The following is a 23,733-nucleotide window of genomic DNA, read 5'->3' as shown; positions in this document are numbered from 1 at the left end:
GAAAAATCACTCATTAGGCAATGGACATTTTATCGCCGGAGCAGGTTCATTGCATGGTCCATCGGCTTGAGAGATGCTAGCCCGCAAATGACGACGGGGTTTCAACGGCAACCGGGAATGACTCAGTGTATCCCAGTGGTTGAATGAACGGCCCAATTCGGATTTGACCGTAGTAGACACCGAAGCCGTCATGCTCGAGCCGAATATCCGAGTGCCAGGTGCTCCCACTCGCCGCGTCAACCCATGAGAAATTAACTCTATATGCATCTGCTTCTAACGAGTAGCGAACGTCTTTCACGGTGGTAGTAATCGGTCCGAGCGTTGTCCTGATCTCGAATTGACGGGCAACGTCTTCGGGAGATAGGGGCTGCTGTGATGCGACCTCGTGTTTCAACCGCGCAACCTGGCGATTCATGATTATGGTATTCGTGGTGAGTGCGCCGATCGCAATCCAGAGCAACATCGTACCGAGTGAAAATCGAAATCCGCGGGGCACCTGAGTTTGCGATGCGTTCGTCGGGTCGCTCATACGCTGGATCCAAAATGCACGCCACGGTTGCCGTCGAACGACCAGGTTAATGTGGCGACGGCCAGAAAACGTTGCTTCGAAGCGGACGTGGACCGCCCGCCGCTCACGCTCAACCGTTGGTTCGCCGCTTTGCTTAACGAGAATCTAATCTTGACGTAGAAGATGGTATTGAGCCTGTGCCCGAATTCACTTCTTTCGGCAGCGAAGCATCCTCGATTCCGATATGGCTGTCCATTCGTTTGACATCCGAGACTTTTCCGTCGATGATTTCCACGGCAATCTTCAGGAGCCAGATTTGTTCTTCATTGTGCGCCGCATCGCATCCATACAGATAATTTTCTACCGACTCCGAGTTTGACTGAAAGTCCGGCGCGCCGAGCAACTTTACAAGTTGATCCTTCGTCATTCCCACGTCAACAGACCGAAAGCTTGCGATTCGCTTTTTCCAACGCGACCGATACTCTCTAACAATTGTCTTAGCTTTTTGCTCCAGCGCACTGTCTCTTGCGTTCTGCAGAATGGCGACTTCCAATACAACGCCACCGACGGTTTTACCGTGCAATTTGCTGCGAACTCGGTCCATGGCCTGTTCTATTGCCTTCGGATCGGAGGCATCCAAGCCATCGCTTGACTCGCGCACCAGCTTTTTAATGACCGCGATGTCGTGTTCGGACTCGCCCTCGATGCTCCGCAGGATGGTTTCAAGAGAGGTTGCGTCAATGACACCTGCGTTTAGCAACGCGGACGTTGAAGCAAGGGCAATAAACACCAAGCATGCGGTAGGTAAAGTCTTCAGCAAGGTAAACATCCGATTACGAGTGAGCGGCCTAATTGACGGGCGAACGTCAGGATTCACGGGGGCGGGCAGGGGGAAGTTTGATCGGTCAAAACTCGCGACGCCCGACTCCCGTGCAATCCATTTGTTATCTGGCTCATCATGGCTGTTGAGTCGTTGATTCGTCGAAGAATGTATTGGTCGTTGGACGTTCCTTCCGGTGAGAAGGATTTTGGCGGATGCTGGTAAGGACGGCCAACACCGCCATTCGTGCCACCGAGCGGAGCGGTCACATTTGCCCCACCGCCGTCCGGATCGGATTCGTAATTACCAACCGCCCCAGACGTTGAGCCCAATCCGGTCGCGTCCATTGGGGTGGTCGTGTACATCAGATGATCATCATATAGCTTCACGATGGAGTGACCAACAATATGCGGAGCTTTGCCCTTACGGCGAACGAACGATACGGGGCTAGTCTGTTTGTTGTATTCAACGTTTTCGACAGTGCCCTGAATCAGCCTTCCATCCTTGAACAACGCCCACGTATTGTCCAAGATTACGAGCTGTATTGCTGATGACTCATCGTATGTGGTGATACGATCAGCCTCGATTGCCGCCACATATTCCCATGTGCCGTTGAGTTGAATAGCCGGATCACCAGCGCAACTCGGCGTACCAGCAAGGGCAACCAATGAGAGGCAGACGCTTAGAATCATCTTTCGCATTTGAATTCTTCGTGCCAGATAACGGTACGGTTCAGCGGGGCCGCGAGGAAAAGCAACTACTTCAAAATGATTGACTCGCGGACTCCGTCGCAACCGATAGTTATCCACCTTTCGCTTCGATTGATCGGCAGAATTCATTGACGGTCTTGCTAGCTTTGCGTAACGCATTCACGGTATCGTCGCCGAACTGCCGAGTGGCATCTGTCTCCACTTTCAGATCCGGCACGTTATTTGGCATGTGCAGATTGACTTGCGTAACGTTTGGCGGATCAAGCTTCATGTCGATGAGAAACACCCGACCTTTGGATGAATCGTAGGCTTTGTCGTCAATTGAAACGGTTTCTGTTTTGACCGCTTCCGTTTCTTCTTGCAGGACAACTTCGTAGTTGGCGGTGCATTCTTTGCCGTAGGTGTTGATGGTATGAAACGTGTTGCCGCTTGCCCCGCTACTTTCGCTTTCAGTCTTCACGCCGACATTCGGTCCATCGTGGTTGAACACCAAAAAATATGCGACTCTCTTAGGTTGCTTGGGTATTGTAACCGTAGCGAATGCAATCCCCGGTTGGTTTTCGATGACGACTACGTTGCCGCTGGATACAGAGAGCCCGTCGCTTGTCGCGTTTCCTTCGCTCATGATGAGATGTTGAGGCTTCGACGGAACATTGGTCGGATTCGGTTGCTTGCCAGTGCAGCCCACCAGTACGGCAACGCCTGTGATCAGGAGCCGTGTGAGGTATTGCATGATTGCGGTCTCGCGGTGCTGTGGCAAATAACGAATAGGATCACCTCGTTCCGGCGATCGATGATTTGGCAAAATCAGACTAACCTCCGGAACGGAGGGCGATTAGGACGCAGTCTTTCAAGTTTAGGTCGAGGTTTGTGTTCATCGGTTGCCACGAGTTTCCTCTTTGTGGTGTCACAATATTACGGCCATACTCAATTGTACATGCGTCCCCTCTCAGAACCGGACTAGCCCAGTTAAAGCATCCGGCTCCCAGCTAACACTTGTCACTAATATCTCACACACTGCGGCTCATGGCAATCAAGTCCGTGATCCGGCCAGGAAGTGCCAACGGGTTGCGATCCAAGAACAGGCGGTACTTCGGCCAACTGAGCACAGAGCCCTTATGGCTCCGGCGACGCATCCAGCGAAAGCCAAGACGACGTGCGACTTCACGGTACTTCAGCAACCAACGCCAATTATCATTGACATTATAGTATTGATAGTGACCACTGAGTTTCGCATTGAGCGTCGGCCAGACTGAGGCGATCGGAGTCGTCAGGTTCTCACGGAACCATTCTTTCAGCGAAGCGACCTTCTGTCGGAACTTCTTCGTAGCAGTTTTCCTTTTCAGCTTGAACTTGCCTGCGCGACTTCTGCCGCAGTAGTGTGTCAAGCCCAGGAAGTCGAAAGTGCTCGGAGCCCCTTCCCCCAACTGCTGGCAGTCGCGGTGAGCAAAGCGGCCGAAACGAATCAGTTTCGTCTTCTCCTGTGCAACTTCTAACGAGTACTTGGCCAAACGCTTGACCAACACTTCTTGAAAGCGTTTCGCATCGTCGACGCGTTCAAACGCGAACACGGTATCGTCCGCATATCGAATCAAGTAAGCCTCGCCCTGGAGCCTAGGCTTCACTTCGTCCGAGAACCGTTGGTGCAGGACGTAGTGCGGATAGACATTGGCTAACAGCGGGGACAAACACGAGCCTGGCGGAACGCCTTCGTCCGTGTCGTGACGTTGGCCTTCGATCAACACGCCCGCAGTCAGTAGCCTTTCGATCAGTCGCAGCATGCGCGGGTCCGAGATGCGTCGCCCCAGCAGTTCTAATAACTGTTCGTGCGATACTGTATCGAAAAACGCGCGAATATCTGCATCCAGAATGAAGTTCACTTTTCGCGTGGCGATGATCGAGCCGAGTTGACTCAAAGCTCGGTGGCAGCTGCGGCCTGGTCGGAAGCCATACGAGTTGTCGACGAAGTCGACTTCATAGATTCTTTCCAGCACCTTAACGATCGCACGCTGTACGACCTTTTCTTCCACGCAAGCGATACCCAGTGGACGCGTCTGGCCATTGCCTTTCGGTATGTCCCGACGCAGACTCGGTTGAGGACGATAGCTGCCGCGATGGAGGTGGATTACTAGTGAACGCAGGTTGGCGATCACGTTCTGCCCATAATCCTCCAAGGTGCGGCCATCGCCACCCGGTGCTTTGCCTCGTTTCAGTTGACAATACGCTTCGTACAGCAACTCGTAGCTCAACAGACTGAATAAGTTGTTGAACACTGTCGCTGGGTCGCGGACTGCCTGACTAGTGATGCAGTCCAGCCGGGTTAGCAGTGGTTCCCCGTCTCTGTGCACGGACACTGCCCGGTCTGGACCGCGTGTTAGCTTGACCGCCTTCCCTCCACTGGCATTACCCAGCTTTGTTTCACGTGATCGGATTTCACGCGTCAGTGGTACTATTCGGTCATCCGACTCCCAGAACGCCATTTGCCGCTCTCGCTTGTTAGGCTTGTTAAGCATACTCAATGCTTCCATGATTGGATTTCATGTAAGTTCAAGAGCGTCTGGGCCTCACTGGTTACTTGAATGTCTTGGTGGTTAGCGCGAATGGATCTTCGACTCCGGGACTCCCACTGCCGCTCGCCAAAAACGCGTCAGCAAGCATTGCCTTCCAGCATGCAAACACCTTGGGCAGATTCCAACAGAAACCAAATTTCGGAGCTCAATCTCGTTCAGGGCGGGACAGCCAGTCCCTTTCATCCTCGTTACCTTTCTTGACTACATGTCAACCGACGACTTCGGCACAGTGCCTTATAGCAAGCCTAGATACTGAGCCTGTGGCTAATAGCTACTCAGACGGAGTTACACCCGCTAGTCATTCAAACATCTCCAGCTCGATTCGTGCACGCGCTGGCTATCGCAATTCACGGCTTGCGATGATACTTGCGTAGTATGGACGAAGCGCACTCGCAGTAAGGTGGATGTGAATCACCGCGCCCAAACCGCCGGCAATGCCACCAAGGAACGCGAGCGGAGGTGCTTGAAACGGCCCAATCTCCCAAGGTCCATCCGGAAGAAACGACAACAGCAGATAGCCTAGAAGGCAAGCGAGAGCCCCGCAACCGATGACAATCCAGAACGATCTACGCCATAATTCAGGTTGTTCCGATTTGAGCTGGCGCCAGGCAATCGCGTGGACGGCATCTCGTTCCTGTGGAGACGGCAAGTCGGCGAGCTCCGGAGTTTGGGCAAAGTAGAGAATCATCGTTTCAGTCCTACCTCCGTAATCAGGTCGGTGAGTCATGGCTCTAGCGCAAGCAATGCCGCTTACGTCCCGGCTTTGATCCTTTGTAACAACCGCGGCAATAAGCCAGTCGCCGAGATTGACTATTTAGCATCTTGGGCTGGATCGGCGACTCCGTGTTCATCGCTCGGTTCTGAGTCTTTTACCGCAGGACTGCCTCCTTCGCTCTTCCTCACATACGTCGTGACCATCGTACGAGTCGACTTTGCAGTATGAAAGGAGACTGGTCTTTCCGTGGCGTTCTCCGCGATCCGTAATGTACCATCCTTGATTTCGTAGATGCATTTTAGTACTCGAGTTTGCCCATCGCGCACGGCCGAAATATCCATCCGCTTGCGTTTTGGGCTGGTATCCACTGAAATTGTAAGCTTCAATTGACGCGTTCCGCCGCCACGCGAGAGAATCATTTCAGCTCCATCTATCGTTCGTGTCGTACCCCGCATTCGCTCAGGCATGCCATCACCTTCTACAGTAATTCCGCCTTTCTCAATCGACTCTAGAACCCAGACACCGTCGAGTTGCGAATCGTGACGATTCGATTCTTGCAGCGTGTCCGCGCGAGCATTGAAAGCGACGCACAAGAAAAATACGCAAACGATTCCGAGAATATGCAGTCTCAAGTCCTTCTCCGTATGGTTTTGAATTCCGAAAGAATCGAGGTCGAGTTCGTGCGACATTTTCGACTGCAGCAGAACGATTGCGATCATAAGCGACGGCATTAGTCACTGCCATCAATTCGCATGTGCACCGCCCCTAGGTGCCTCGCCTTGTTCTCCGCCGTTCGTGTCATGCATTTCAATATGTAGCCAGATCAGCAAGCCTCGCAATTGACCGAGTTTGCTCGACGAGCAATTGTCCATCAGCAGTGACTTCGATTGCAGTATCGGCGAATGCAACATCGAATGTTTTCATATCGGCAGAGAGGTCAGCAACGACGTATCCGTCAATAAGTAATCGTTTTTTTCAAAACGCAGGCTATTGCCTTCGCTTTGAATGACAGTTGAGCCACCATCGTCATCAGCCATCGCCGAAAACGCGGACACAGTGCATCCGCGCCCTAATGCGTCGGAGGTCTTTAATAGGCCGTTTGCCTGCCGCGAAACATCTGGGCGGGCAGCGCAAGTCACCGCCACTCCGCCAACTATCAAGCAGATGGCAGCAACAATAAGCTTTTCATGGAATTCCCATTTGGGTTGAGGCGGATACGCCCGCGCTAACCGGGCCGCCGTGGTTGGTCATCTATTTGAGAAACGCATGGTCGGCGCCGCGTCTATCGCTTTGCTACCTGTTTCATCAGGGATATTGAGTCGTTGATTCGCCGAAGAATGTATTGGGTGTTGGACGTTCCTTCTGGTGAGAAGGATTTTGGCGGATGCTGGGAAGGACGGACAAAGCCGACATTCGTGCCACCGAGCGGACCATTCACATTTACCCCACCGCTGTCCGGATCGGATTCGAAATAACCAACCGCGCCAGACGTTGAACCGAATCCGGTCGCGTCCAATGGCGTAGTCGTATACATCAGATGGTCACCAATTATCTTCAGGATCGCGGAACCGACTGCATGCGGCGTCTTCCCTTTGCAGCGAACGAAGGCCTTCGGGGTTGTCTGTGAGTCGTATTCAACGGTCTCGACCGTGCCATGAACCAACGCCCCGTTTTTGAAAATCGCCTACCTACCGTCCAAGATTACAAGTTGCATCGCTGACGAATCATCGTATGTGATAATACGATGAGTCTCGATTGCCGCAACATACTGCCATGTACCGTTGAGTTTAGTAGCTGGAGCATCAGCGCGACTCATTGTAGCAGTGACCGCAATCAAAGAGATGCATACGCTCAGAATCATCATTCTCATCTGAATTCTCCGTTGCCAGATGACGCCCGGCATCACCGGGCGGCGGGAGTTGACTTTAATTCCAACACACGCTTGCACCGCCGCTCAGGTGGATACGCTGGCTATGCCGCGCATATCTATCGCTTCGCGACAAAGTCCTTGACTTGCGAGTTCTTTGCAGCGAGGTCATCACGAAGATTTTCCAAGTGTTCGGTTGTGATGTCGTTCTCCATGGTCGCGACTGTCGCTCCGTCGGGAATCGAATACGGAATCTCAAGACTTAGTTGCGTAATTTGTACTGGGTCTTTCGACAGATCGATCGTGAACACGCGGCCGGAGTCAAGTGGGAAGTCCTTTCCTCCGAGGGCCAGTGCATCAGTAACGGGCACTTGCGATTTCGTGTAACGATACTCGATTGGAAAACGCTCGCCGACGGAGGTGAGATAGCCACGCCTCAACAATTGCATTTCGCCGACACGTTGATTTGTGTATGTTACGTTGACGCTCGTTGGGCTTGCAAGTTTCAAAAGCAACACCAAGGCCGGACGCCAAGGATGCTCAGGATCTTCAAGCAAGCCAAGGATCATCAAATCGCGGCCACGCCGAATATAGGGAAGTGTGCTGGAAAAACGCTCGTCTCCCTCCAATGTAGATTGTACGCCTAGATTCCCTGATTCGACAGTATCGCGATTCGTTGTCTTAGTATGGTTGTCTTCATCCGAAGCTTGCCTGGCTGATTCAGGCGAGTCTTGATTGCACGACGCACACAAGACGATTAGCGAAACCAGAGCAAGTGAAAGTCTTCGCATTGCGATATCTCGAAGTAGTGGCAGTACGGCAGGATTAACGCGGTTCCGTCACATAAGATGGAATCGCAAAGTCGATGAACCAACGGAACTCGAGTTCAATCCGTGGTTCGTCGAGTCCCTTCTTTGTTACGGTCCGCACCACCAGCTCCGGGCAACAAGCTGTCCAGATTCGCATGCGTGACAACGTCTCCTGCCACCATCAGACGTGAAACGATTGATATTTTATGCAATGCATCCTGAGTTGATGGATGTGCTAGCCCGACCTGATCCCTTAGTTCGCGGTATTTGCGAAATTCCACGTCAAGTTCATTGCTGAGCGCACGTTTGTCTAGCTTATTGTCTCCGTCATCAATGCAGTATTCGATTTCTCTATGCAGCGCTGCAATTGATGGGTGAGATTTGCCAACCCGCCGTACGAGTCTTCCGTATTCCAAAATCAATTCAGATACTCCTTGCTCTTTCTTATCCGAAGTCAGCCCTCGAGAAACAAAAAGTGTCATTAATGAACAACAGGTGATCGCAACAAGCAAGAAACGCATTGGATGCTCCAATTGAGTAGAGACTTTCTCGACGAACGATTAATATCCTTGGCCAATGAGAATAATGCCATGTTCAAGAGGATTATCCTGGGCCCGGTCGGCAATTATCTTGCCTCAATTATCCACATCCCAGGGCGGAATTCCATTCTGAAAGACTGGCAGGAGGCAGAATTGGAAAATTTGTTAGCCAGCGGGTGGTGGGTAAAAACGAGTCCACTGCCCAGGCCTGTCGATGAAGAAACAGGAGTCCAATCAAATCTCCAATCCCCACTCTACAGCTTCGAAACGGCGATGGAAGTGAGTTACTCCGTGGCAATGCGAATGACACGCCGCGCACACGAGCAGCAAAAACCAGTCGTTGTGTCGGAATCCTTACCTGCAGCAGCGAACGAATTCCCAATCGGCTCAAGTCGGATGGCTGCAATTGATCCATACCGAACGCACCCCAGAACCATGAACCTGAGGTGCAGAGCTTGGAAGGTTGGGTTTTAGAGCGTCCACTGGCGTAAACGCGAGCGCAAACGGGGCGGCGATGGTCCGTGGTTCGATCCGCTCGGCGCGGCTTACGCCGGGCGATCGGGGGATTGGTAATCGTCGGTAAACAGCTGGGTCTGGGAGGTGTCGCAAGTCTCGAAATGGCCTTTGGCAACCCATCGCACGAGTCTTTGATCTCCGGTAAGGAAGTACTCGCGCGGGGCTTTGCTGATGGGTTTGTCGCTCATTACGGCATCGGAGTAGATAACGTAATGAGAGATTAAGTACTCATTCCCCTGGTTGTCGCTGGCAGCGAATCGAGCAAGGAGAAATGGGGCATTATCGTGCACGGCGGAATCCCGAAGGCTTAGGGGCAGTAGCGAACAGGAATCAAAAGTGTCGCATTTGCTACGCCCCACAACAACACCCACCAGGAGGACGAAAGAAGCCCCCCAGGCGAGACGCCCGTTCAGGGAGCGGCAATTAGGGAGCCTGCGGATCGTCCGAGAATAACAACGTTTCTGCCGGAGTGGAAATCTTGTACTTTCCTTTCGCAGTTCTAAGCACGAGACGGCGATCTTCGGTAACGATGTACAACACTCGGTTTCCCTGTTCACCCGCATCAGCCTGGTGGGAGTCAGAGATCGTGCCGCTGTGGGTGACCATCGTGTACTGCGTTAGTAAGTATTCATTTCCTTCTCGATCTTTGGCGGAGAAACGAACCAGAACTTCAGGTGTTCCAAAACTCACAACAGCCTCTTTTGCGATAAGGTTCCTAAAGGGGGGGGGGAATGCATTTTTGCGAGATTATTACTCTCAAGCAATGATTTTCTCGTAGATGAGATGCGGTTTCCCGCAAATTTAAACCTGCAGAGGGGAGTGGAAGCCACTCACGGGCTCCACGCTCTCTTCGCTTGCAGCCTACTTACTTGAGCAGCTACCGGAGTTTCTCAAGAGTGGCGCCGCTAGGCGGCTGGAGCGAGATGTCGACGTGCTCGCACAAACGGCTGAAGTGATCGCTCGCCAATAGCGACCGTCGGACGCTCGGTGCGGGCCAAGTACCACGATTTCCAATGCTTTGCGTTCTTCGGCTGAATCGTGGAGCCGCGGCAGATAATTTCAATCCGAACCACGCTCCAGAAATGCCGGATCGTCACTCGGTTGCCGCTCATCCGTCCACACGCCTCCCATGCTAAACCTGCTCGCTTCCTATGTCTTCTCGCGTAGCATGGACCCCCGGTCCGTGGCCCAATCTCAATGCAATGCACCACGGCACACGGCACACGGCACACGGCACACGGCACACGGCACACGGCACACGGCACACGGCACACGGCTCAAGGCACACGGCTCAAGGCACACGGCTCAAGGCTCAAGGCTCAAGGCTCAAGGGACACGGCTCAAGGGACACGGCTCAAGGGACACGGCTCAAGGGACACGGCTCAAGGACACGGCCCGGGGGCCATGCTACTCCTGGTCACCTAGTGCCGGGAGCCGAGCAGGATGTCGTCCCGCACTTCGCCCACAGGCTGGATTCGAAAGAATGTCAGTGATTTTGTGACAACACTGAGTCCAGAGGAGATAGTGGCCAGGGAGATAGTGGCCAGGGAGACACCAGAACTCGCGCGCATCGAGTCTAAACAACAAAACGCAGGGGAAAACAGCGTTTCCCCTGCGTTTTCATAGTAGGCCGGCAGGGACTTGAACCCCGGACCAAGGGATTATGAGTCCCCTGCTCTAACCAACTGAGCTACCGGCCCGCCTCGCTGCGACACAGGTCATTGTCACGCAGCAGGTTCGTTTCACCGCGAGCGGTGCGCGAGCGGTGAAGGGGTCAATTCTATCCTTTTCGGCGGGTTACGCAAAGCTCCAAATTCGATTCCAATGCATTCCCAAATGTTGTAGCCTTGAGGAGTTTGATGTGCAAGAAAAAATGGATGTTCCCGCTAGTTCCGATGCCTTGCCAATGTCGATCAAAGTACTGGCAATCGTGGCATTCGTTGGTACGCTAGCCTTCGTGATGTTCGTGATCCTGACCATCGAAGGTCCAGAAATCGAACGCGATCACAGCTATCGGGAACCGGCCTACACAGGGAGTCTTCCTACAGAGCCGTTTTCTGCGGAGTCTGCCGCACCCGAAGCCGCTGGCAGTGAGACGACTGGCGTCGCCGAGGCTGCCGCAGCGAAGCTTGGCGACGAATAAACTTCGTTCACCGCTCCTCTGCCCCCCGGTGCCAGCCCCCATCGCCGCCAGCTTTCCTGCTGGCAACTAAATGATGCTCTAGCGATGCTCTGGCGAGGGTACTACACCGACAGGCAGGTCTCCCAGCCTCAGTCGGTGAAAGGACGCAGCCCGCCGAAAAATTCAGAGGGCTGCGAATTGGTGGGCCCTCTAGGCTTTGAGCTGTTCCAGAACACGATCGGTCATTTCGCTCGTGCCAATGGCGGTTTGACCTTGGCGAGCAATATCTGCCGTGCGATGTCCGGCGCCCAGTACCGCTTGCACTGCTGCTTCAATAGCGTCCGCCTCCGCAGGCATGGCACACGAATGTCGCAGCATCATGGCGGAAGCCAGGATCGTCGCGAGCGGGTTGGCTACCCCTTTGCCAGCCAAGTCAGGGGCACTACCGTGGATCGGCTCATAGAGGCCTGGTCCGTCCGCCCCTAGCGAGGCACTCGGCAACATTCCGAGAGAGCCGGGCAACATCGAAGCTTCGTCAGTCAGAATGTCGCCAAACATGTTGCTGGTAACCACCACATCGAACGTCGCCGGGCGGCTAATTAAGTGCATCGCCATGGCGTCGACCAAGACCACGTCGTACTCCAAATCGGAGTATTCTTCTTGGGCGATCTTGGCACAGACCTTGCGCCAAAGCCGGCTGGCTTCCAGCACATTTGCCTTGTCCACCATCGTGAGCTTCTTGCGTCGTAGCCGCGCGGCATCGGCTGCCAGGCGGAAGATGCGCTCGATTTCCGAGGTTTCATAGACCATGGTACTGAAGGACCGCACGCCGCCATCGGGCAGGTCCTCGGAGCCGGATGGTCCAAAATAAATCCCGCCAGTCAATTCCCGGAAGAACAGGATATCAGTCCCTTCCACAATCTCCCGTCGCAGCGGCGAGGCATCCAACAACTCCTTGAAGGGAGCGATGGGGCGGAGGTTCGCGAACAGCCCTAGTTCCTTGCGAATTCGCAACAATCCGGCTTCTGGACGCGTCTTGGCGGAAGGATCATCCCATTTAGGGCCCCCTACCGCTCCCAACAAAATCGCTTGACTGCCGCGGCAGGCTGCAATCGTCTCCGCAGGCAACGGATCGCCCGTCTGGTCAATGGCAATACCACCGATTAGGCACTCTTGAAACTGGAAGGAATGGCCGAACTTTTGGCCAATAAACTCGAGCACGCGTCGAGCTTGGGAAACGATCTCTGGGCCAATTCCATCGCCGGGTAGAAGTACAAACTGCATATCCAAGTCAGTGGTATCCTGAATTTTTGTAAAAGGGAATTTGCAAGGATTCGATTATTTGATCGGGGTTTCTAGATCGCCGTTACGGAGATAGGGTTCACGCACTCGTTCTCCTTGAGGAGCGGAGATGGGACGGACCCACAAATTGCGGAAGCGTACTGGATTTCCGTGGTCCTGCAAGCTGATCGGACCGACCTCAGCGTGCTTCGTGTATTGAGGTGGACGGTTGAACGGCGTATCGCCCAAGAGTTCAAAGTGGTTCAATACCACCACACCGTTGTGCAGTGCTGTGATGAACGCAGGCGACTTCAGGCTGCCATCTTCGTTGAAACGGGGAGCGGTCCAGATGACGTCGTAGACATTCCATTCTCCCGGCTTCCGCATCACGTTAGCCATGGGCGGAGTCTGCTTGTAAATCGAAGCCGCTTGACCGTCAAAGTAGGTGGGATTTTCGAAAGAATCGAGGATCTGCATTTCGTAGATCCCCATCAAGAACATCCCGCTGTTGCCGCGTCCCTGCCCCGAGCCCTTGACTTCTACAGGCGAAGACCACTCGAGATGGACTTGGCAATCCCCGAATTCCTCAGTGGAAGTAATGGGGCCCTTTCCGGCATAAACGATGCCATCTTTGACCGTCCAGTTTTCGCCATTCTTCCAATTTTTGAGATCCTCGCCGTTGAACAGGCTCACCGCATCCGAGGGCGGATCGGCGTTGGTGGCACCCGGCTGAACAATCGAAGGCTCCGCCCATTGGATGCCGGTCAGGTACTCGTCCGCCACGACGGTCATCGGAGCAAGGGTCACACACAGTGCACTTAAAAATAGGAAGGCGTGTCGCATGAATTTTCTCTTGAGGGAATAAGTTGGGGGTGGGTCACTCAAAGCGGAGCGCGGAATGCACATTATCTTCTCGGATGCTTGGATGATCAAGCAGCTAAGTAGCGCGAGTTGCAATATGCGGCAGGTTTAATGCGTCCGAGGGTTCACTTTTTCAACGGCGGCTTCCCCTGAATTATGGTGAGGCTCCCTAGGAACGGGTGTGGGCCAGAGACCTCCCCCCCCCGCCAAAACCGGCCTGCGAGCGGGGAAGAGATAGGAGCCGAATTGGTCTATACTGCCCAGTCTTCAAACTTCTACCTTCCTCACACTTTCCAAGGTAAATAGCGGACCAATGTTGAAAGCTGCAATAGTTGGCGTGGGATTTATGGGTTGGATTCACTATTTGGCCTACCAACAAAGCCAGGGAGTGAAGCTAGCGGCGTTTTGTTCTAGAGATCCCAAGAAACGGTCCGGAGATTGGACCGGTATCCAAGGAAACTTTGGTCCCCCTGGCGGCCCCATTGAAATGCAGGGGTTGACTGCCTATGAAACGCTGGATGAAGTCTTGGCCGATCCGTCCATCGACTTGGTAGACATCTGCCTGCCACCCCACTTGCATGCCGAAGCGGCTTGCAAAGCGCTCGCGGCAGGAAAACACGTCTTGTGCGAAAAGCCACTCGCACTCTCCAGCACCGCTTGCGATGAGATCATCGCTGCCGCCCAGGCTGCCAATCGACAAGCGATGGTGGCGCATGTCCTGCCCTACATGGGCGAATTTCAATATGCGTATCAAGCGGCTCAATCGGGCAGCTTGGGGAGCGTTCAAAGGGGGTACTTCAAACGGATCATTTCCCCTCCCGATTGGATACCCGATTTTTACAATGCATCGACCGTAGGCGGCCCGCTCATCGATCTCCATGTCCACGACGCGCATTTCATTCGCTTGCTGTTTGGAATGCCGCGGCGCGTCATGTGTTCCGCGGAACTGAAGGATGGCACCGTTAAATTCTGCCAGTCATTGATGGAGTTCGAAGAACCTGGCGTCCTCGTGGGAACATCGAGTGGCGTGAGTGAGCAGAATGGACGCCCGTTCTGCCATGGCATGGAAATTCAGTTTGAAAAAGGACTGCTGCAATACGAACTCGCTGCGCTGACCGATGGCGTCGAGGTAATGCCGTTGATGGTTCACAAGCAGGATGCAACCACCGAGCGTCCCACGCTGCCTGAAGCGAGCGAAGTCGCTGGCTTCACCGCAGAACTTGAAGACGCGGCAGCCTCGATTGTTTCAGGCTCGGTGAACCCTCGACTCGATGTCTCTCACGCTCGAGATGCAATCCATCTCTGCCAGTGCCTTCAAGCTTCGGCAGTGTCTGGAGAGTGGGTTTCCTGTCGCTGAACGGCCTGACGATATGTGAAGGTTTCTCCTCGCAAACGCAATGAAAACCTTCCCCATCGCGTTCAAGCGGTAGTGACCTCTCCACGCTCCACCTGCGGTTTGCTGCACTTGAGACGCGCTGTCAGCCCAGAGCCAAAGACCGTCAAAGGCCCCGCGACTCCGGCTCGGATTTCACGGGGCCTTGGGTGCCGTCAGCCCCTACACCCTCAGCCGCTCCAAGTAGGCTGTTGGGCGAGCCCCTGCAGAATGAATGCCCGTTCCTCCACAGCCAGCAGCGCATTGAAACGTGAGCGCGCTGGTACGTTAGCCGCCGGTAGGTTAGCCGCCGGTAGGTTAGCCGCCGGTACGTTAGCTGCCGGTACGTTAGCTGCCGTGCGACTGGCTGTCGATTGGGGCTGTGCGATATGCACTCCGCACAAGCTTGCGAGTTGAAATCCGACGTCTCTGCGAGTGGCTCGAAGGTGCGAATCGGGAGCGGGCTTTACGGTTGCACTGTAAACGCAATCAATTCAACGCATCGCCAGCGTGTTAGGGTGCATTGACCGGTGTGAGCTTGGCAGCACTCAAGATACCGAACCACTGTTTTTGCATCGCTTCGGACAGTTCCTTAGTCTTGATGGAATAGGCGATGCGATGCACGTCATTGGGCCCCCACATCAAGCGGATCAGCTGGTGCTGCGTATTATCAGGAGAACCGTCGGGCAGCTTAACTGCGATCATGACGGACTCCGCTTCAGTCGTAAGAATCTTGCATTCAGCCGTGGACACGGCTTGCTTGACCTGCTGGATCATCCGCTCGGCGACCTCTGGCGGCGAGCCGAGTTGGGTGCCATCCAAAATGCGTTGCACTTCAAATTGTTCCCTCCAGTTCGCCATATTTTCGCCTGGATTGAACAGAAGAGCAGTGGTGTGGTGGGCATCTTTCGAGCGATCCATGCACAGCCAAGTTCTACCGTCGAGCGTTACCGAAACGGTTTCGGTGGGTCGGAACAAGGCTTCCGTAGCACCTCGCAAATCAATGGTTTCGTGCAGCTTATTGTCGTGAAAATCGATGCAGAGAAATCCATAGACCCAGCGGACTCCCCAGTCGAATTCTCGAGTCTGGGTTGGAGCGCCTAGCAAGCCCTCGATCCCCTCGGGAGGCATCCCAACGGTAAACACCGCCTTGCGCCGAAAATCATTCCAAACGTGTTCGAGACCACGGCGAATCCCAGGATGGTCCGGTTGCTGTTGGTAGGCGGTCATCAGCTCAGTCCATGCGGCGGGCGTATTCCCTATTTTGAATAGGAGCGTCGCATAGTTGGCACGTGCTGAAACATCCTCGGGGGCAGCTTCCACCGCGGCAGCATAGGCTGGCAATTGTTGGCTAAGCTCTTCGACGCTCGGCTGGGGTTCCGCAGCCATTTTCGGAGAAGGTATGGAGGGCGTCGTGCCATCGCTCTGCGGGACTTGCATTTTTCCGACGTCATCCAATCGTACGATCTTGAAACGCTTCCCATCCCAAACCGCCATGACCTCCCCGGTTCCGCCTTCCGTCTCATGATTGAAACCGTAGCAATCCGCGACGGCAACTCCCATTTTTTCAGCAAAGGCCGTCCCTCGCGCCTCACCAAAAACCTCTACGGCACTCCCAAACGTGGCATGCTCACGTAGTATTTCGATGCCAGCTGCTGACAACTCATTCCGCTCGATCAGCCCATCCAAGTCTTCGGGACGGAGGTGGGGCGGAAGGGCAAAATGATTTACCGCGGTCTGAAAGTCCTTTTTTTCAAGCAACGGCAGGACCGTGGTCAGGGTGGCCAGCAGTGACTTGGCATTGGGCCCCTCCGATTGCGGGAGGGATTCAGCCGTTTGGCATATTCCTTGGCTGTCCAGGCAGCCCACCAGCAGGAAAGCAGCCAGCAAAAATTTGCGCGAGTGCCAGAGGATAAATTGCACTGGAAGATCCTCAATTCTTTGGGAGCGTAGATTGGACGATGCGTATCAATCGATATACAAAAATTCATTCGTATTGAACATGGCGATGCAGGCCGTCGCAAGACGAACCTCAAGACCTTGAGGCTCCAAGGCGGCTTCTCCGCTGCCCTGGAAGAACTGGGCCATCTGCTGCTGTTCCTCCAACGTCGGTCGCCGCCCCAAAACACGTTGAAAAAGTTGCTGGATCAGCGACTCGCAGTCGGTCGACGTGGAGCCTGGATTGGCAGCAAGTAAACGTACGGTAAGCGATTCAGCTGCGTCCAACGTCAGCGGACTGTTGAGCATGCTTAGGGCTTGAATCGCAGTTGTTGAGCGTTCACGTCGAGCGCAGCTCGCCCCTGCATCTGGACGATCAAAAGCATCAAAAATGGGATAACGCAGATTGCGCCGCGCAAAGATGTAGACACTGCGGCGTCTATGATCCGATGCTGCCGGGCTGACTTCCCATTGCCCCTTCAACAGAGTGCTGGTCAACTCCTGAGGCAAGGGTGGCCGCACGCTAGCACCTCCCATTGGGCGGTTGAGTTGCCCTCCAATCAACAGCAGGGCATCGCGGATAACTTCCCCCTCCAAGCGTTGGCGCGGAAAACGGCTATACAGCTCCAGGTCGGGATCCTGCTCCAAGGAACGCTCCCAGGAAGATCGCGGGTGCGTCTTGTGGCTGGCTTGGCGATACGTTGCCGACATCACAATTGTTCGATGCAAATGCTTCATACTCCAGCCATGGTCTCTCAAGTCGTTGGCGAGCCAATCCAGCAACCCGGGATGCGTCGGTTCTCCAGCGACCACTCCAAAATCACTCGGATTCTCACACAAACTTAGGCCAAAGTGGTGTTGCCAGATGCGGTTGGCAATTACGCGAGCGGTCAGGGGATTGGTGGGGGAAAACAGCCAGTTTGCAAAGTCCTCACGTGGTGCATCGGAGCGGCACAGGTAACTTTCGGATTCGACAACAGCCACCCGCGGCAATGCAGGAGGAACGGCGGGCCCTCGTTGGCTTAATTCTCCCCGGTAATAAAGGTAGCTTGGTTGCGGAGCATCGGCCGCTTGGAAAACGTCCAATTGCACATCTCGTCGGACTTTGGGAAGAGCCGCTTCGAAAATGGCGCGCAGACGGTAGAAATCGGCCTGGGAAATCGGATCGTACTTGTGATCATGGCACTGCGCGCACTGCACCTGCATCGCCAGGAGCGTCGCCCCGACCGTGGAAGCGATTTCATTGAGTTTGTCGTGCTTTCTCAGGTCTTGCTCATTGATGTCCGGCATGTCGGGCCCTGCTAGACAGAACATGGTGGGGACCTGAGCGGTGGAACTGCCGGAGCCATCGCCTAGTAGTTGCTGTGTGATAAAGCGATCATAGGACAAGTCCTGGTTGAGGGAATTGATCACCCAATCACGGTACCTCCACGCATCGAGGCGAATTTTGTCATGCTCGAAACCATCCGTTTCCGCGTACCGAGCCAAGTCGAGCCAATGTTGGGCCCAGCGCTCGCCATAGGCGGGATCTGCCAACAATCGATCAACCAACTCCCGGTAGGCAGTTGGTGTTCGGTCCTCCAGAAACCGCCGCTGCTCCTCCAACGTGGGAGGCAGACCATGCAGATCAAACTTCAAGCGTCGCAGAAGGGTTGCCCTATCGGCCTGCCCCGCAGGGGTCAGGCCCTCAGATTCAAGCTCTGCCAAAATAAAGTAATCGACGCTATTTTCAGGCCAAGCAACCTGTTTCACGTCGGGCAAGGGAGGCCGTGCGAGTGGTAGCCAAGCCCAATGTTGTCGGTCCGATTCAGTGATGGGCGGTTCCTGAATGACGGCGTTCGATTCGACGCCAGTCTGCAGCGAGTCCGCCGCGTGCGTGGCGGTGCTGAGCAGGCCACTGAGCACCCCACACAGCCAGAGGGTTGGAACAGCCCGAGTCTTCCAACGCGCGCTCCGAAGTGAACGAATCATGCCAAGACCTCCTTGACGATCTCGACGTCGTCCGTCGGCCCAATGAGCCGTTCGTCCAGGCCGTTGGAATAGTAGGAAAGGGCTTCCGGGTCGATGCCCAGTAAATGGAGCAGCGTAGCGTGGAAGTTGCGGATATGCACTGGATCTTCGACGGCCCTTAAGCCTATGGGGTCGGTAGCGCCATGCACATAGCCCGGTTTGACACCGCCACCGGCCATCCACAAAGAGTACCCCCATGGATTATGATCCCGTCCGGTGCCTGATTCACTCATCGGCATGCGCCCAAACTCTCCGCCCCAGATCACCAGCGTATCGTCCCACAGCCCCCGTTGTTTTAGGTCGGTCATGAGGGCCGCCACAGGTTGGTCTGTAGCGAGACAGTGTTGAGAGTGGTTCTGCAAGAGATTGTTATGGGCGTCCCAACCGTTGGTGTCGCCCGAATAAATCTGGACAAAGCGGACGCCGCGTTCGATCATCCGACGTCCTAGCAAGCAGCGTCTGCCGAAATCTTCGGTTTCCGGTCGGTCGACCCCGTATTGCGTGAGAGTCGTCTGAGACTCGTCAAAAAAGTCGACCAAGTCGGGCGCGGCGGCCTGCATGCGGAAGGCGAGTTCGTACGCTTTGATGCGGGCACTCAATTCGTCGTCCTGATCTCGAGCTTGCAGATGCATTTGATTCATCTGCTGCGTTAGTTGCAGCGCCTGGCGTTGTTGGCTCGGGGACACGCCAGCGGGCGGGCTCAAGTGCAGAATCGGATTCGCACCACTCCGCATCGTCACGCCTTGATAGCTGGCGGGGAGAAAACCGCTTCCCCAAGCAGGCGGGCCACCTTTCAATCCTCCTGCAGGGTCGGGCAATACCACGTAGTCGGGCAGATTGTTGTTCTCACTCCCCAGCCCATAGGCGACCCAACTTCCCACGCTGGGACGCCCCATCAACACGCTGCCGGTGTTCATTTGGTAGACCGACTGAGGGTGATTGACGCTATCGCCATGCATGCTGCGGATAAGGCACATTTCGTCCGCATGTTCAGCTAGGTGGGGCAGGAAATCGCTAATTTCAATTCCGCTGTTTCCGCGTGGTCGGAAGGGGCGCGGAGCTGGCAATAAAGGGTTCTCAGCCACGCGGCGTCGCGTCATGACTTCCCCAAAACTCGGAGGAAGGGTTTTTCCAGCAAGACGCTGCAACTCCGGCTTGGGATCGAAGAGATCTACATGGCTCGGCCCACCATGCATGAAGAGCCAGATCACGCGTTTGACGCGGGTGTGTCGAGGGCGAATCCAGCGATTCCCAGCAGCCTCCCCCGCTTTAAGCGGGCATGTCTGTCCAAGTAGGGATTGCAGCGCCAACCAACCAAGGCCACTCCCGGAATTTGCGATAAACCTTCTTCTTTGCAAATTGCCCATGGGATCGGTGGCCTCTTCAGTAGATAATAGGAAAATAGTGCTGTCGTACCTGTCCGGCATCTCAGTTTCCAGCATACCAGCTTCTCACGGGGCGTTCCTGAAAACTTGGCAGTTGTGCGGTAGATTCAGTGCTGTCCAACCCTCCATCAGTCCAATCCAGACCGCGTCAGAATTGAGTTAGCCGAATGAACAGGGATGCGTGCATGCTGAAAGACACGGACAAGCCGCTTTGCAAACTGAAAAAGACACAACTGCAAAAACTGCTGCCGGAGATTGCTGCAGATTTACCCAACTGTCGATACATTTGTCGCAAATGTGCCCGCGTGGCCCACAGCAAACGTCACCTATGCAAGCCGCAGTCTATCAGCCTGCTGGGATTGCAGGCCGAAGACGATTGAAGTGCAAATTCCTACCGAACGGCGTTGCTCAGGCAAACAGTTGCAAGCGTATTCACCGCCGTACGCACCCGACGACTACGATTTGATTCAACGGCACGCAAGAAATCTGGCTAGCTCACCTCCGGGCCACCTGGCTGTTCTGTTTAAAAATCGATTGAGCTAATCAGCTGGTTGAGATCTCGCATGCGGAAGGGTTTTCCCAGGAACGCTGAAACGCGCAAATATTCGTGATTCATTACCCGCTCAGCATCGTCGGAGTATCCGCTGCAAACAATTACAGGAATATCGCGAGACAGGCTTCGAATCTCAGCCAAAGTCTCCAGGCCCGACATGCCGGGCATCGTAAGGTCCAGCAGGATGAGGTCGAATTCACTATCCGTGGCCAGTCTAGCCAGGGCCTCCAGGCCGCCTTTGGCACTCACAACGCGATGGCCAAGTTGTGGCAATAGTAATTCGAAGGACTTGATGATTAAGGGTTCATCATCGACCACCAATATCTTCAGATTCTCCGGCATACCCGTAGTCAGCGCCTGTTGAGGTCGCCCCTCCGATACCTTTGGTTGTCTAGTGAGAGGCAGGTAGATAGAGAACTGCGTGCCCTTCCCAACTTCCGAATGACACTCGATTTTCCCCTGATGCTGTGAAACGACACCAAAAGCAATCGAAAGCCCCAGTCCTGCACCATGTCCGAATTGTTTGGTGGTAAAAAAAGGTTCGAAGATTCGTTCCAAAACCTCGCTTGACATGCCAACACCATCGTCAATCACGGCCAGTTGCACGCACTCGCCTAGCGACTCATGCATCGTATTGCAAACGCGTATCTCAATGTTTCCCGGGCGTTGAGGAATTGCATCTCCTGCATTGTTGCAGAGATTGATCAGTACATGTTCCAGTTGCCCTACATCCCCCTCGACAGGCCAGACACCGGTCTCTGGTGACGTTCGAATATGGATACTCTCTGACAACCGACTGCGGACCGTCTGGGCAACGCGTGCGACAAGTTCGTTCGCATCGAATGCCTCGGTTTTCAGTTGTCCCGGTTTCGAGAAGGTAAGGAGTTGATTGGTCAGCTCCGAAGCTCGTTCAATTGCACTCGAGACCGTCGCCAATTGTTCGCTAACTTTAGCGGGAGCCTTCTCGACGGTCAATATTTCCAAGCTGGAGCCGATGACATGCAACAAATTGTTAAAATCATGCGCGATGCCACCTGCCAAGCGACCAATGGCGTTAATCTTTTGTGAATGCAACGACTCCATATCGAGCTTCTTGCGGTGCGTGATATCATCAAAAGTCCAAATTCGCCCGACATTTGCACCTTGATCGTCGACCACTGGTCCGGTGTAGACAGATAGCCATCCCTGGACCGCCTGCGAAGCGAACTCTGCGGTTCTCGCCAGGTTCTCTGAGGCGAATGCGTTTGCCCAGAATTCTCGAAATTCCTCTGGGCGTGCGAAGAGATGGAGCAACTTGTTCTGCAAGGTAGCGTCCGCCGTAGCGCCCACCACAAATCCACTGTTGAACATTTCCGCCAGTTTCCCATCGGCTTGCGTCACCCTACGGTCGGTGTCGAAGACCAGAATGCCGTCACGCGCCGCGCGGGATGTGGCTAGCCCACTGGCATTCAGTGAACGCAATTTTTGAGTCGCTAGGTGGACTTGCCGTCGCAGACCGATCTGCCATGCGACAACCCCTAGCCCAAGAACGACGAGCGTCGCAATCATCCACTTGACGTGATCGGTGCGAAACTGGACGGGCAAGGAAAGAACTTCCACATCACCGCTATCGGCAACGTGCATTAGGAAATGGCTGCCGTTGGCGGCAGTCTCCAGCCGATCAATCACGCCCGTAAGGCGGACTTGCGTGCCTGGAACGTGATTGATTTCGAAGGAATTTTCACCGTCCCATTCTGGTAGCAATCGGTGCATGACTTGGGCGGTAAATAATTCCTCTCCAGAGGCGACTAATAGCTGAGCAACCCCGTGCTCCACCACGCACTTTTTCACGCGACCAACAATGGTTGCTCGCCGATAAAAGTCGCCGGAGTCCGCTATCTGCGCGGCAGTCAGCAAGGGGGGGCGAGCCAGCGCAAGCATGTCCCCTTGCACAAGCCATTTCGCGTGCCCCATGGAGGATTCAGGCTGCCAATCCCCCAGTCCAACTTCCACGAGGCGGCCCGGCAACAATCCATCCGAATGCTCGCAGGTAAATCGACAACCGTCGGCAATGTAGTAATCTTCACCAACGTACAAAATTTGCGTATCTCGGCGTAGCTGCGTCAGTGGAATGCTGTCCACATTGGAATTCGGTTCCAAGCGCAGCTGGGAAAACTCTTTGACAACCAATCGATACCCACTCTTTTTTCCAGTCGAGCGTTCCGTAGCCGTCTCCATCAACCCCGAGACCTGCACCCGCTGGCCAACGAGATTCAACTGTTGGGGCGTCGCAGTGGTGTCAAAGATCAGCGCACGGATGACGCGTTCGGGATCCTCGAACCTAATACGAATCGAGTCTTTTGCTCCAAAAACCTCTGCGACGGTACCGGTGTAAGTCACAAATTTCCATAGGTTCGGTTTGCCATCCCGAAAGGCGGGGAGACGCAGCAGGTCGCGTTCGCTTCCGGACGCGAGGAACTCAAGCGATTCCACGTTCAAGACAGGCTTGGCAAAGCCGTCGGTCCCTCGAATTCGAAGTAGATCCCCTAGCTTTGCGGTCTTGAGCACATCGAAGTGTTCACGGGAACTGACGCACCAATGATCTTCTCCATGCTGCTGAACCCGGAATCGATTCCAAGTAGGTGAGAAGAAGGTCAGCCGGACTTGCATGTCAATTCGGCGAAGCGGCTCCTCCCCGCTCACATGCTTACCGCGTTGTTCGCGCAAGTCGCGCAGCGTCGTAATGACCGGCGATGCGGCAGCGACTGAAGTATCCTGAGCCTGGACACTTCCCGCACTTGTATTCAGCAGGCACCACAGCATCATCGTCACGTTCGCAGCAGGGGCAATGAAACGCGCGACAAATACAAATGGGGATTTCAACTTGCCGCCAATGTTAAACATTCGACGATGCGTACTCCTACATTTTGGCGACAATTTAAGATCGTCGCAGTTTATCATACCTGTGTCGCGCAGTGTGGAGCACCGCTGTAGTTCCCCCGGCAATCCGGCTACTGCCCGTCCCCCAAACCGATGACCTCCTAACACACTCCAAGCCCGGCTAAGCCCTCACATTTGCAGCCTGCCAGTCGCCACAAACCGCCTTCAGGCGAGTCACTGGACAGCGCCACGAATTCTATTGACAGTGCGTCCCAAAATCTGCTTTAAGTGACATAGT

23 protein-coding genes and 1 tRNA gene are annotated in these 23,733 nt (G+C 54.5%); 4 read left to right on the top strand and 20 right to left on the bottom strand.

Going from position 1 to position 23,733, the window contains the following annotated elements; all coding sequences use genetic code 11:
- Positions 1-76: 76 nt before the first annotated feature.
- The 14 genes from Q31a_RS09810 to Q31a_RS09740 form a co-directional block, all read right to left on the bottom strand.
- A complete protein-coding gene (locus Q31a_RS09810) occupies positions 77-529 on the bottom strand; it encodes a hypothetical protein (protein ID WP_145077073.1) in 453 nt (150 codons plus the stop codon).
- Positions 530-662: 133 nt separating this feature from the next.
- Positions 663-1,328: a hypothetical protein gene (locus Q31a_RS09805; RefSeq protein ID WP_145077071.1), complete on the bottom strand. Its 666-nt coding sequence runs from the start codon at positions 1,326-1,328 to the stop codon at positions 663-665.
- Positions 1,329-1,381: 53 nt separating this feature from the next.
- Positions 1,382-2,029: a hypothetical protein gene (locus Q31a_RS09800; RefSeq protein ID WP_145077069.1), complete on the bottom strand. Its 648-nt coding sequence runs from the start codon at positions 2,027-2,029 to the stop codon at positions 1,382-1,384.
- Between the two features lie 100 nt (positions 2,030-2,129).
- Entirely contained in the window at positions 2,130-2,771 is a 642-nt protein-coding gene (locus tag Q31a_RS09795; RefSeq protein ID WP_145077067.1) for a hypothetical protein, read from the bottom strand.
- A 277-nt stretch (positions 2,772-3,048) separates the two neighbouring features.
- Positions 3,049-4,551, bottom strand: a complete 1,503-nt coding sequence (ltrA, locus tag Q31a_RS09790) for a group II intron reverse transcriptase/maturase (RefSeq protein ID WP_197356586.1) — start codon at positions 4,549-4,551, stop codon at positions 3,049-3,051.
- Between the two features lie 394 nt (positions 4,552-4,945).
- Positions 4,946-5,296 (bottom strand): hypothetical protein, encoded by a 351-nt coding sequence (locus Q31a_RS09785; protein WP_145077065.1) that lies wholly within the window; start codon positions 5,294-5,296, stop codon positions 4,946-4,948.
- Between the two features lie 122 nt (positions 5,297-5,418).
- Positions 5,419-6,054 (bottom strand): TIGR03067 domain-containing protein, encoded by a 636-nt coding sequence (locus tag Q31a_RS09780; protein ID WP_145077063.1) that lies wholly within the window; start codon positions 6,052-6,054, stop codon positions 5,419-5,421.
- A 551-nt stretch (positions 6,055-6,605) separates the two neighbouring features.
- Positions 6,606-6,857 carry a hypothetical protein gene (locus Q31a_RS09775; protein WP_145077061.1) on the bottom strand — a complete coding sequence of 84 codons (252 nt, stop codon included), beginning with the start codon at positions 6,855-6,857 and terminating at the stop codon, positions 6,606-6,608.
- Positions 6,858-7,309: 452 nt separating this feature from the next.
- Entirely contained in the window at positions 7,310-7,981 is a 672-nt protein-coding gene (locus Q31a_RS09770; RefSeq protein WP_145077059.1) for a hypothetical protein, read from the bottom strand.
- Positions 7,982-8,076: 95 nt separating this feature from the next.
- Positions 8,077-8,520, bottom strand: a complete 444-nt coding sequence (locus Q31a_RS09765; protein ID WP_145077057.1) for a hypothetical protein — start codon at positions 8,518-8,520, stop codon at positions 8,077-8,079.
- 563 nt (positions 8,521-9,083) lie between these two features.
- Positions 9,084-9,344, bottom strand: coding sequence for a hypothetical protein (locus tag Q31a_RS09760; protein ID WP_145077055.1), 261 nt, complete (start codon positions 9,342-9,344; stop codon positions 9,084-9,086).
- Positions 9,345-9,477: 133 nt separating this feature from the next.
- Positions 9,478-9,744 carry a hypothetical protein gene (locus tag Q31a_RS09755; protein ID WP_145077053.1) on the bottom strand — a complete coding sequence of 89 codons (267 nt, stop codon included), beginning with the start codon at positions 9,742-9,744 and terminating at the stop codon, positions 9,478-9,480.
- Between the two features lie 215 nt (positions 9,745-9,959).
- A complete protein-coding gene (locus Q31a_RS09750) occupies positions 9,960-10,166 on the bottom strand; it encodes a hypothetical protein (RefSeq protein WP_145077051.1) in 207 nt (68 codons plus the stop codon).
- Positions 10,167-10,680: 514 nt separating this feature from the next.
- A tRNA-Ile gene (locus Q31a_RS09740) sits at positions 10,681-10,754 on the bottom strand.
- 161 nt (positions 10,755-10,915) lie between these two features.
- On the opposite strand from Q31a_RS09740, the gene Q31a_RS09735 reads away from it, so the two are divergent.
- Positions 10,916-11,197, top strand: a complete 282-nt coding sequence (locus Q31a_RS09735) for a hypothetical protein (RefSeq protein WP_145077047.1) — start codon at positions 10,916-10,918, stop codon at positions 11,195-11,197.
- 189 nt (positions 11,198-11,386) lie between these two features.
- Here Q31a_RS09735 and leuB read toward each other — a convergent pair whose 3' ends face one another.
- A complete protein-coding gene (gene leuB / locus Q31a_RS09730; protein WP_197356584.1) occupies positions 11,387-12,466 on the bottom strand; it encodes a 3-isopropylmalate dehydrogenase in 1,080 nt (359 codons plus the stop codon).
- A gap of 48 nt (positions 12,467-12,514) precedes the next feature.
- Positions 12,515-13,300 carry a 3-keto-disaccharide hydrolase gene (locus Q31a_RS09725; RefSeq protein ID WP_145077043.1) on the bottom strand — a complete coding sequence of 262 codons (786 nt, stop codon included), beginning with the start codon at positions 13,298-13,300 and terminating at the stop codon, positions 12,515-12,517.
- Positions 13,301-13,631: 331 nt separating this feature from the next.
- Here Q31a_RS09725 and Q31a_RS09720 point away from each other — a divergent pair, with 331 nt between their 5' ends.
- Positions 13,632-14,675, top strand: a complete 1,044-nt coding sequence (locus Q31a_RS09720; protein WP_231691134.1) for a Gfo/Idh/MocA family oxidoreductase — start codon at positions 13,632-13,634, stop codon at positions 14,673-14,675.
- Between the two features lie 246 nt (positions 14,676-14,921).
- Positions 14,922-15,107, top strand: coding sequence for a hypothetical protein (locus Q31a_RS09715; RefSeq protein WP_145077041.1), 186 nt, complete (start codon positions 14,922-14,924; stop codon positions 15,105-15,107).
- A gap of 96 nt (positions 15,108-15,203) precedes the next feature.
- On the opposite strand, the gene Q31a_RS09710 is transcribed toward Q31a_RS09715, so the two are convergent.
- Genes Q31a_RS09710 through Q31a_RS09700 form a run of 3 tightly spaced genes read right to left on the bottom strand, consistent with a single transcriptional unit; the run spans position 15,204 to position 20,005 of the window.
- Complete coding sequence (locus Q31a_RS09710; protein WP_145077039.1) at positions 15,204-16,613, bottom strand: hypothetical protein; 1,410 nt, start codon at positions 16,611-16,613, stop codon at positions 15,204-15,206.
- Between the two features lie 45 nt (positions 16,614-16,658).
- Complete coding sequence (locus Q31a_RS09705; RefSeq protein ID WP_145077037.1) at positions 16,659-18,599, bottom strand: DUF1549 and DUF1553 domain-containing protein; 1,941 nt, start codon at positions 18,597-18,599, stop codon at positions 16,659-16,661.
- Complete coding sequence (locus Q31a_RS09700; protein WP_145087067.1) at positions 18,596-20,005, bottom strand: DUF1501 domain-containing protein; 1,410 nt, start codon at positions 20,003-20,005, stop codon at positions 18,596-18,598. The genes Q31a_RS09705 and Q31a_RS09700 overlap by 4 nt, the downstream gene beginning before the upstream one ends.
- A gap of 203 nt (positions 20,006-20,208) precedes the next feature.
- Between Q31a_RS09700 and Q31a_RS09695 the strand changes: the two genes are divergently transcribed.
- Complete coding sequence (locus Q31a_RS09695; RefSeq protein WP_145077035.1) at positions 20,209-20,403, top strand: hypothetical protein; 195 nt, start codon at positions 20,209-20,211, stop codon at positions 20,401-20,403.
- A 143-nt stretch (positions 20,404-20,546) separates the two neighbouring features.
- Here the strand turns inward: Q31a_RS09695 and Q31a_RS09690 are convergent, their stop codons facing one another.
- On the bottom strand, positions 20,547-23,459 hold the full coding sequence (locus Q31a_RS09690; protein WP_197356580.1) for a hybrid sensor histidine kinase/response regulator: 2,913 nt from the start codon (positions 23,457-23,459) through the stop codon (positions 20,547-20,549).
- Positions 23,460-23,733 lie beyond the last annotated feature (274 nt).

It is taken from the genome of Aureliella helgolandensis, from assembly GCF_007752135.1.
In the GTDB taxonomy this organism is placed as follows: domain Bacteria; phylum Planctomycetota; class Planctomycetia; order Pirellulales; family Pirellulaceae; genus Aureliella; species Aureliella helgolandensis.
Note: the sequence above shows the minus strand (reverse complement) of the source record. Positions and strands in the feature narration are given on the sequence as shown.

Bases quoted from the DNA above. Each gene is read 5' to 3' on its own strand.
- Q31a_RS09715 (WP_145077041.1), top strand. From the start codon at position 14,922: ATGAATGCCCGTTCCTCCACAGCCAGCAGCGCATTGAAACGTGAGCGC.
- Q31a_RS09800 (WP_145077069.1), bottom strand. From the start codon at position 2,029: ATGCGAAAGATGATTCTAAGCGTCTGCCTCTCATTGGTTGCCCTTGCT.
- Q31a_RS09770 (WP_145077059.1), bottom strand. From the start codon at position 7,981: ATGCGAAGACTTTCACTTGCTCTGGTTTCGCTAATCGTCTTGTGTGCG.
- Q31a_RS09725 (WP_145077043.1), bottom strand. From the start codon at position 13,300: ATGCGACACGCCTTCCTATTTTTAAGTGCACTGTGTGTGACCCTTGCT.
- Q31a_RS09705 (WP_145077037.1), bottom strand. From the start codon at position 18,599: ATGATTCGTTCACTTCGGAGCGCGCGTTGGAAGACTCGGGCTGTTCCA.
- Q31a_RS09720 (WP_231691134.1), top strand. From the start codon at position 13,632: ATGTTGAAAGCTGCAATAGTTGGCGTGGGATTTATGGGTTGGATTCAC.
- ltrA (WP_197356586.1), bottom strand. From the start codon at position 4,551: ATGCTTAACAAGCCTAACAAGCGAGAGCGGCAAATGGCGTTCTGGGAG.
- Q31a_RS09810 (WP_145077073.1), bottom strand. From the start codon at position 529: ATGAGCGACCCGACGAACGCATCGCAAACTCAGGTGCCCCGCGGATTT.
- Q31a_RS09695 (WP_145077035.1), top strand. From the start codon at position 20,209: ATGCTGAAAGACACGGACAAGCCGCTTTGCAAACTGAAAAAGACACAA.
- Q31a_RS09765 (WP_145077057.1), bottom strand. From the start codon at position 8,520: ATGCGTTTCTTGCTTGTTGCGATCACCTGTTGTTCATTAATGACACTT.
- Q31a_RS09700 (WP_145087067.1), bottom strand. From the start codon at position 20,005: ATGGGCAATTTGCAAAGAAGAAGGTTTATCGCAAATTCCGGGAGTGGC.
- Q31a_RS09785 (WP_145077065.1), bottom strand. From the start codon at position 5,296: ATGATTCTCTACTTTGCCCAAACTCCGGAGCTCGCCGACTTGCCGTCT.
- Q31a_RS09690 (WP_197356580.1), bottom strand. From the start codon at position 23,459: ATGTTTAACATTGGCGGCAAGTTGAAATCCCCATTTGTATTTGTCGCG.
- Q31a_RS09750 (WP_145077051.1), bottom strand. From the start codon at position 10,166: ATGAGCGGCAACCGAGTGACGATCCGGCATTTCTGGAGCGTGGTTCGG.
- Q31a_RS09780 (WP_145077063.1), bottom strand. From the start codon at position 6,054: ATGCCGTCGCTTATGATCGCAATCGTTCTGCTGCAGTCGAAAATGTCG.
- Q31a_RS09775 (WP_145077061.1), bottom strand. From the start codon at position 6,857: ATGTATACGACTACGCCATTGGACGCGACCGGATTCGGTTCAACGTCT.
- Q31a_RS09795 (WP_145077067.1), bottom strand. From the start codon at position 2,771: ATGCAATACCTCACACGGCTCCTGATCACAGGCGTTGCCGTACTGGTG.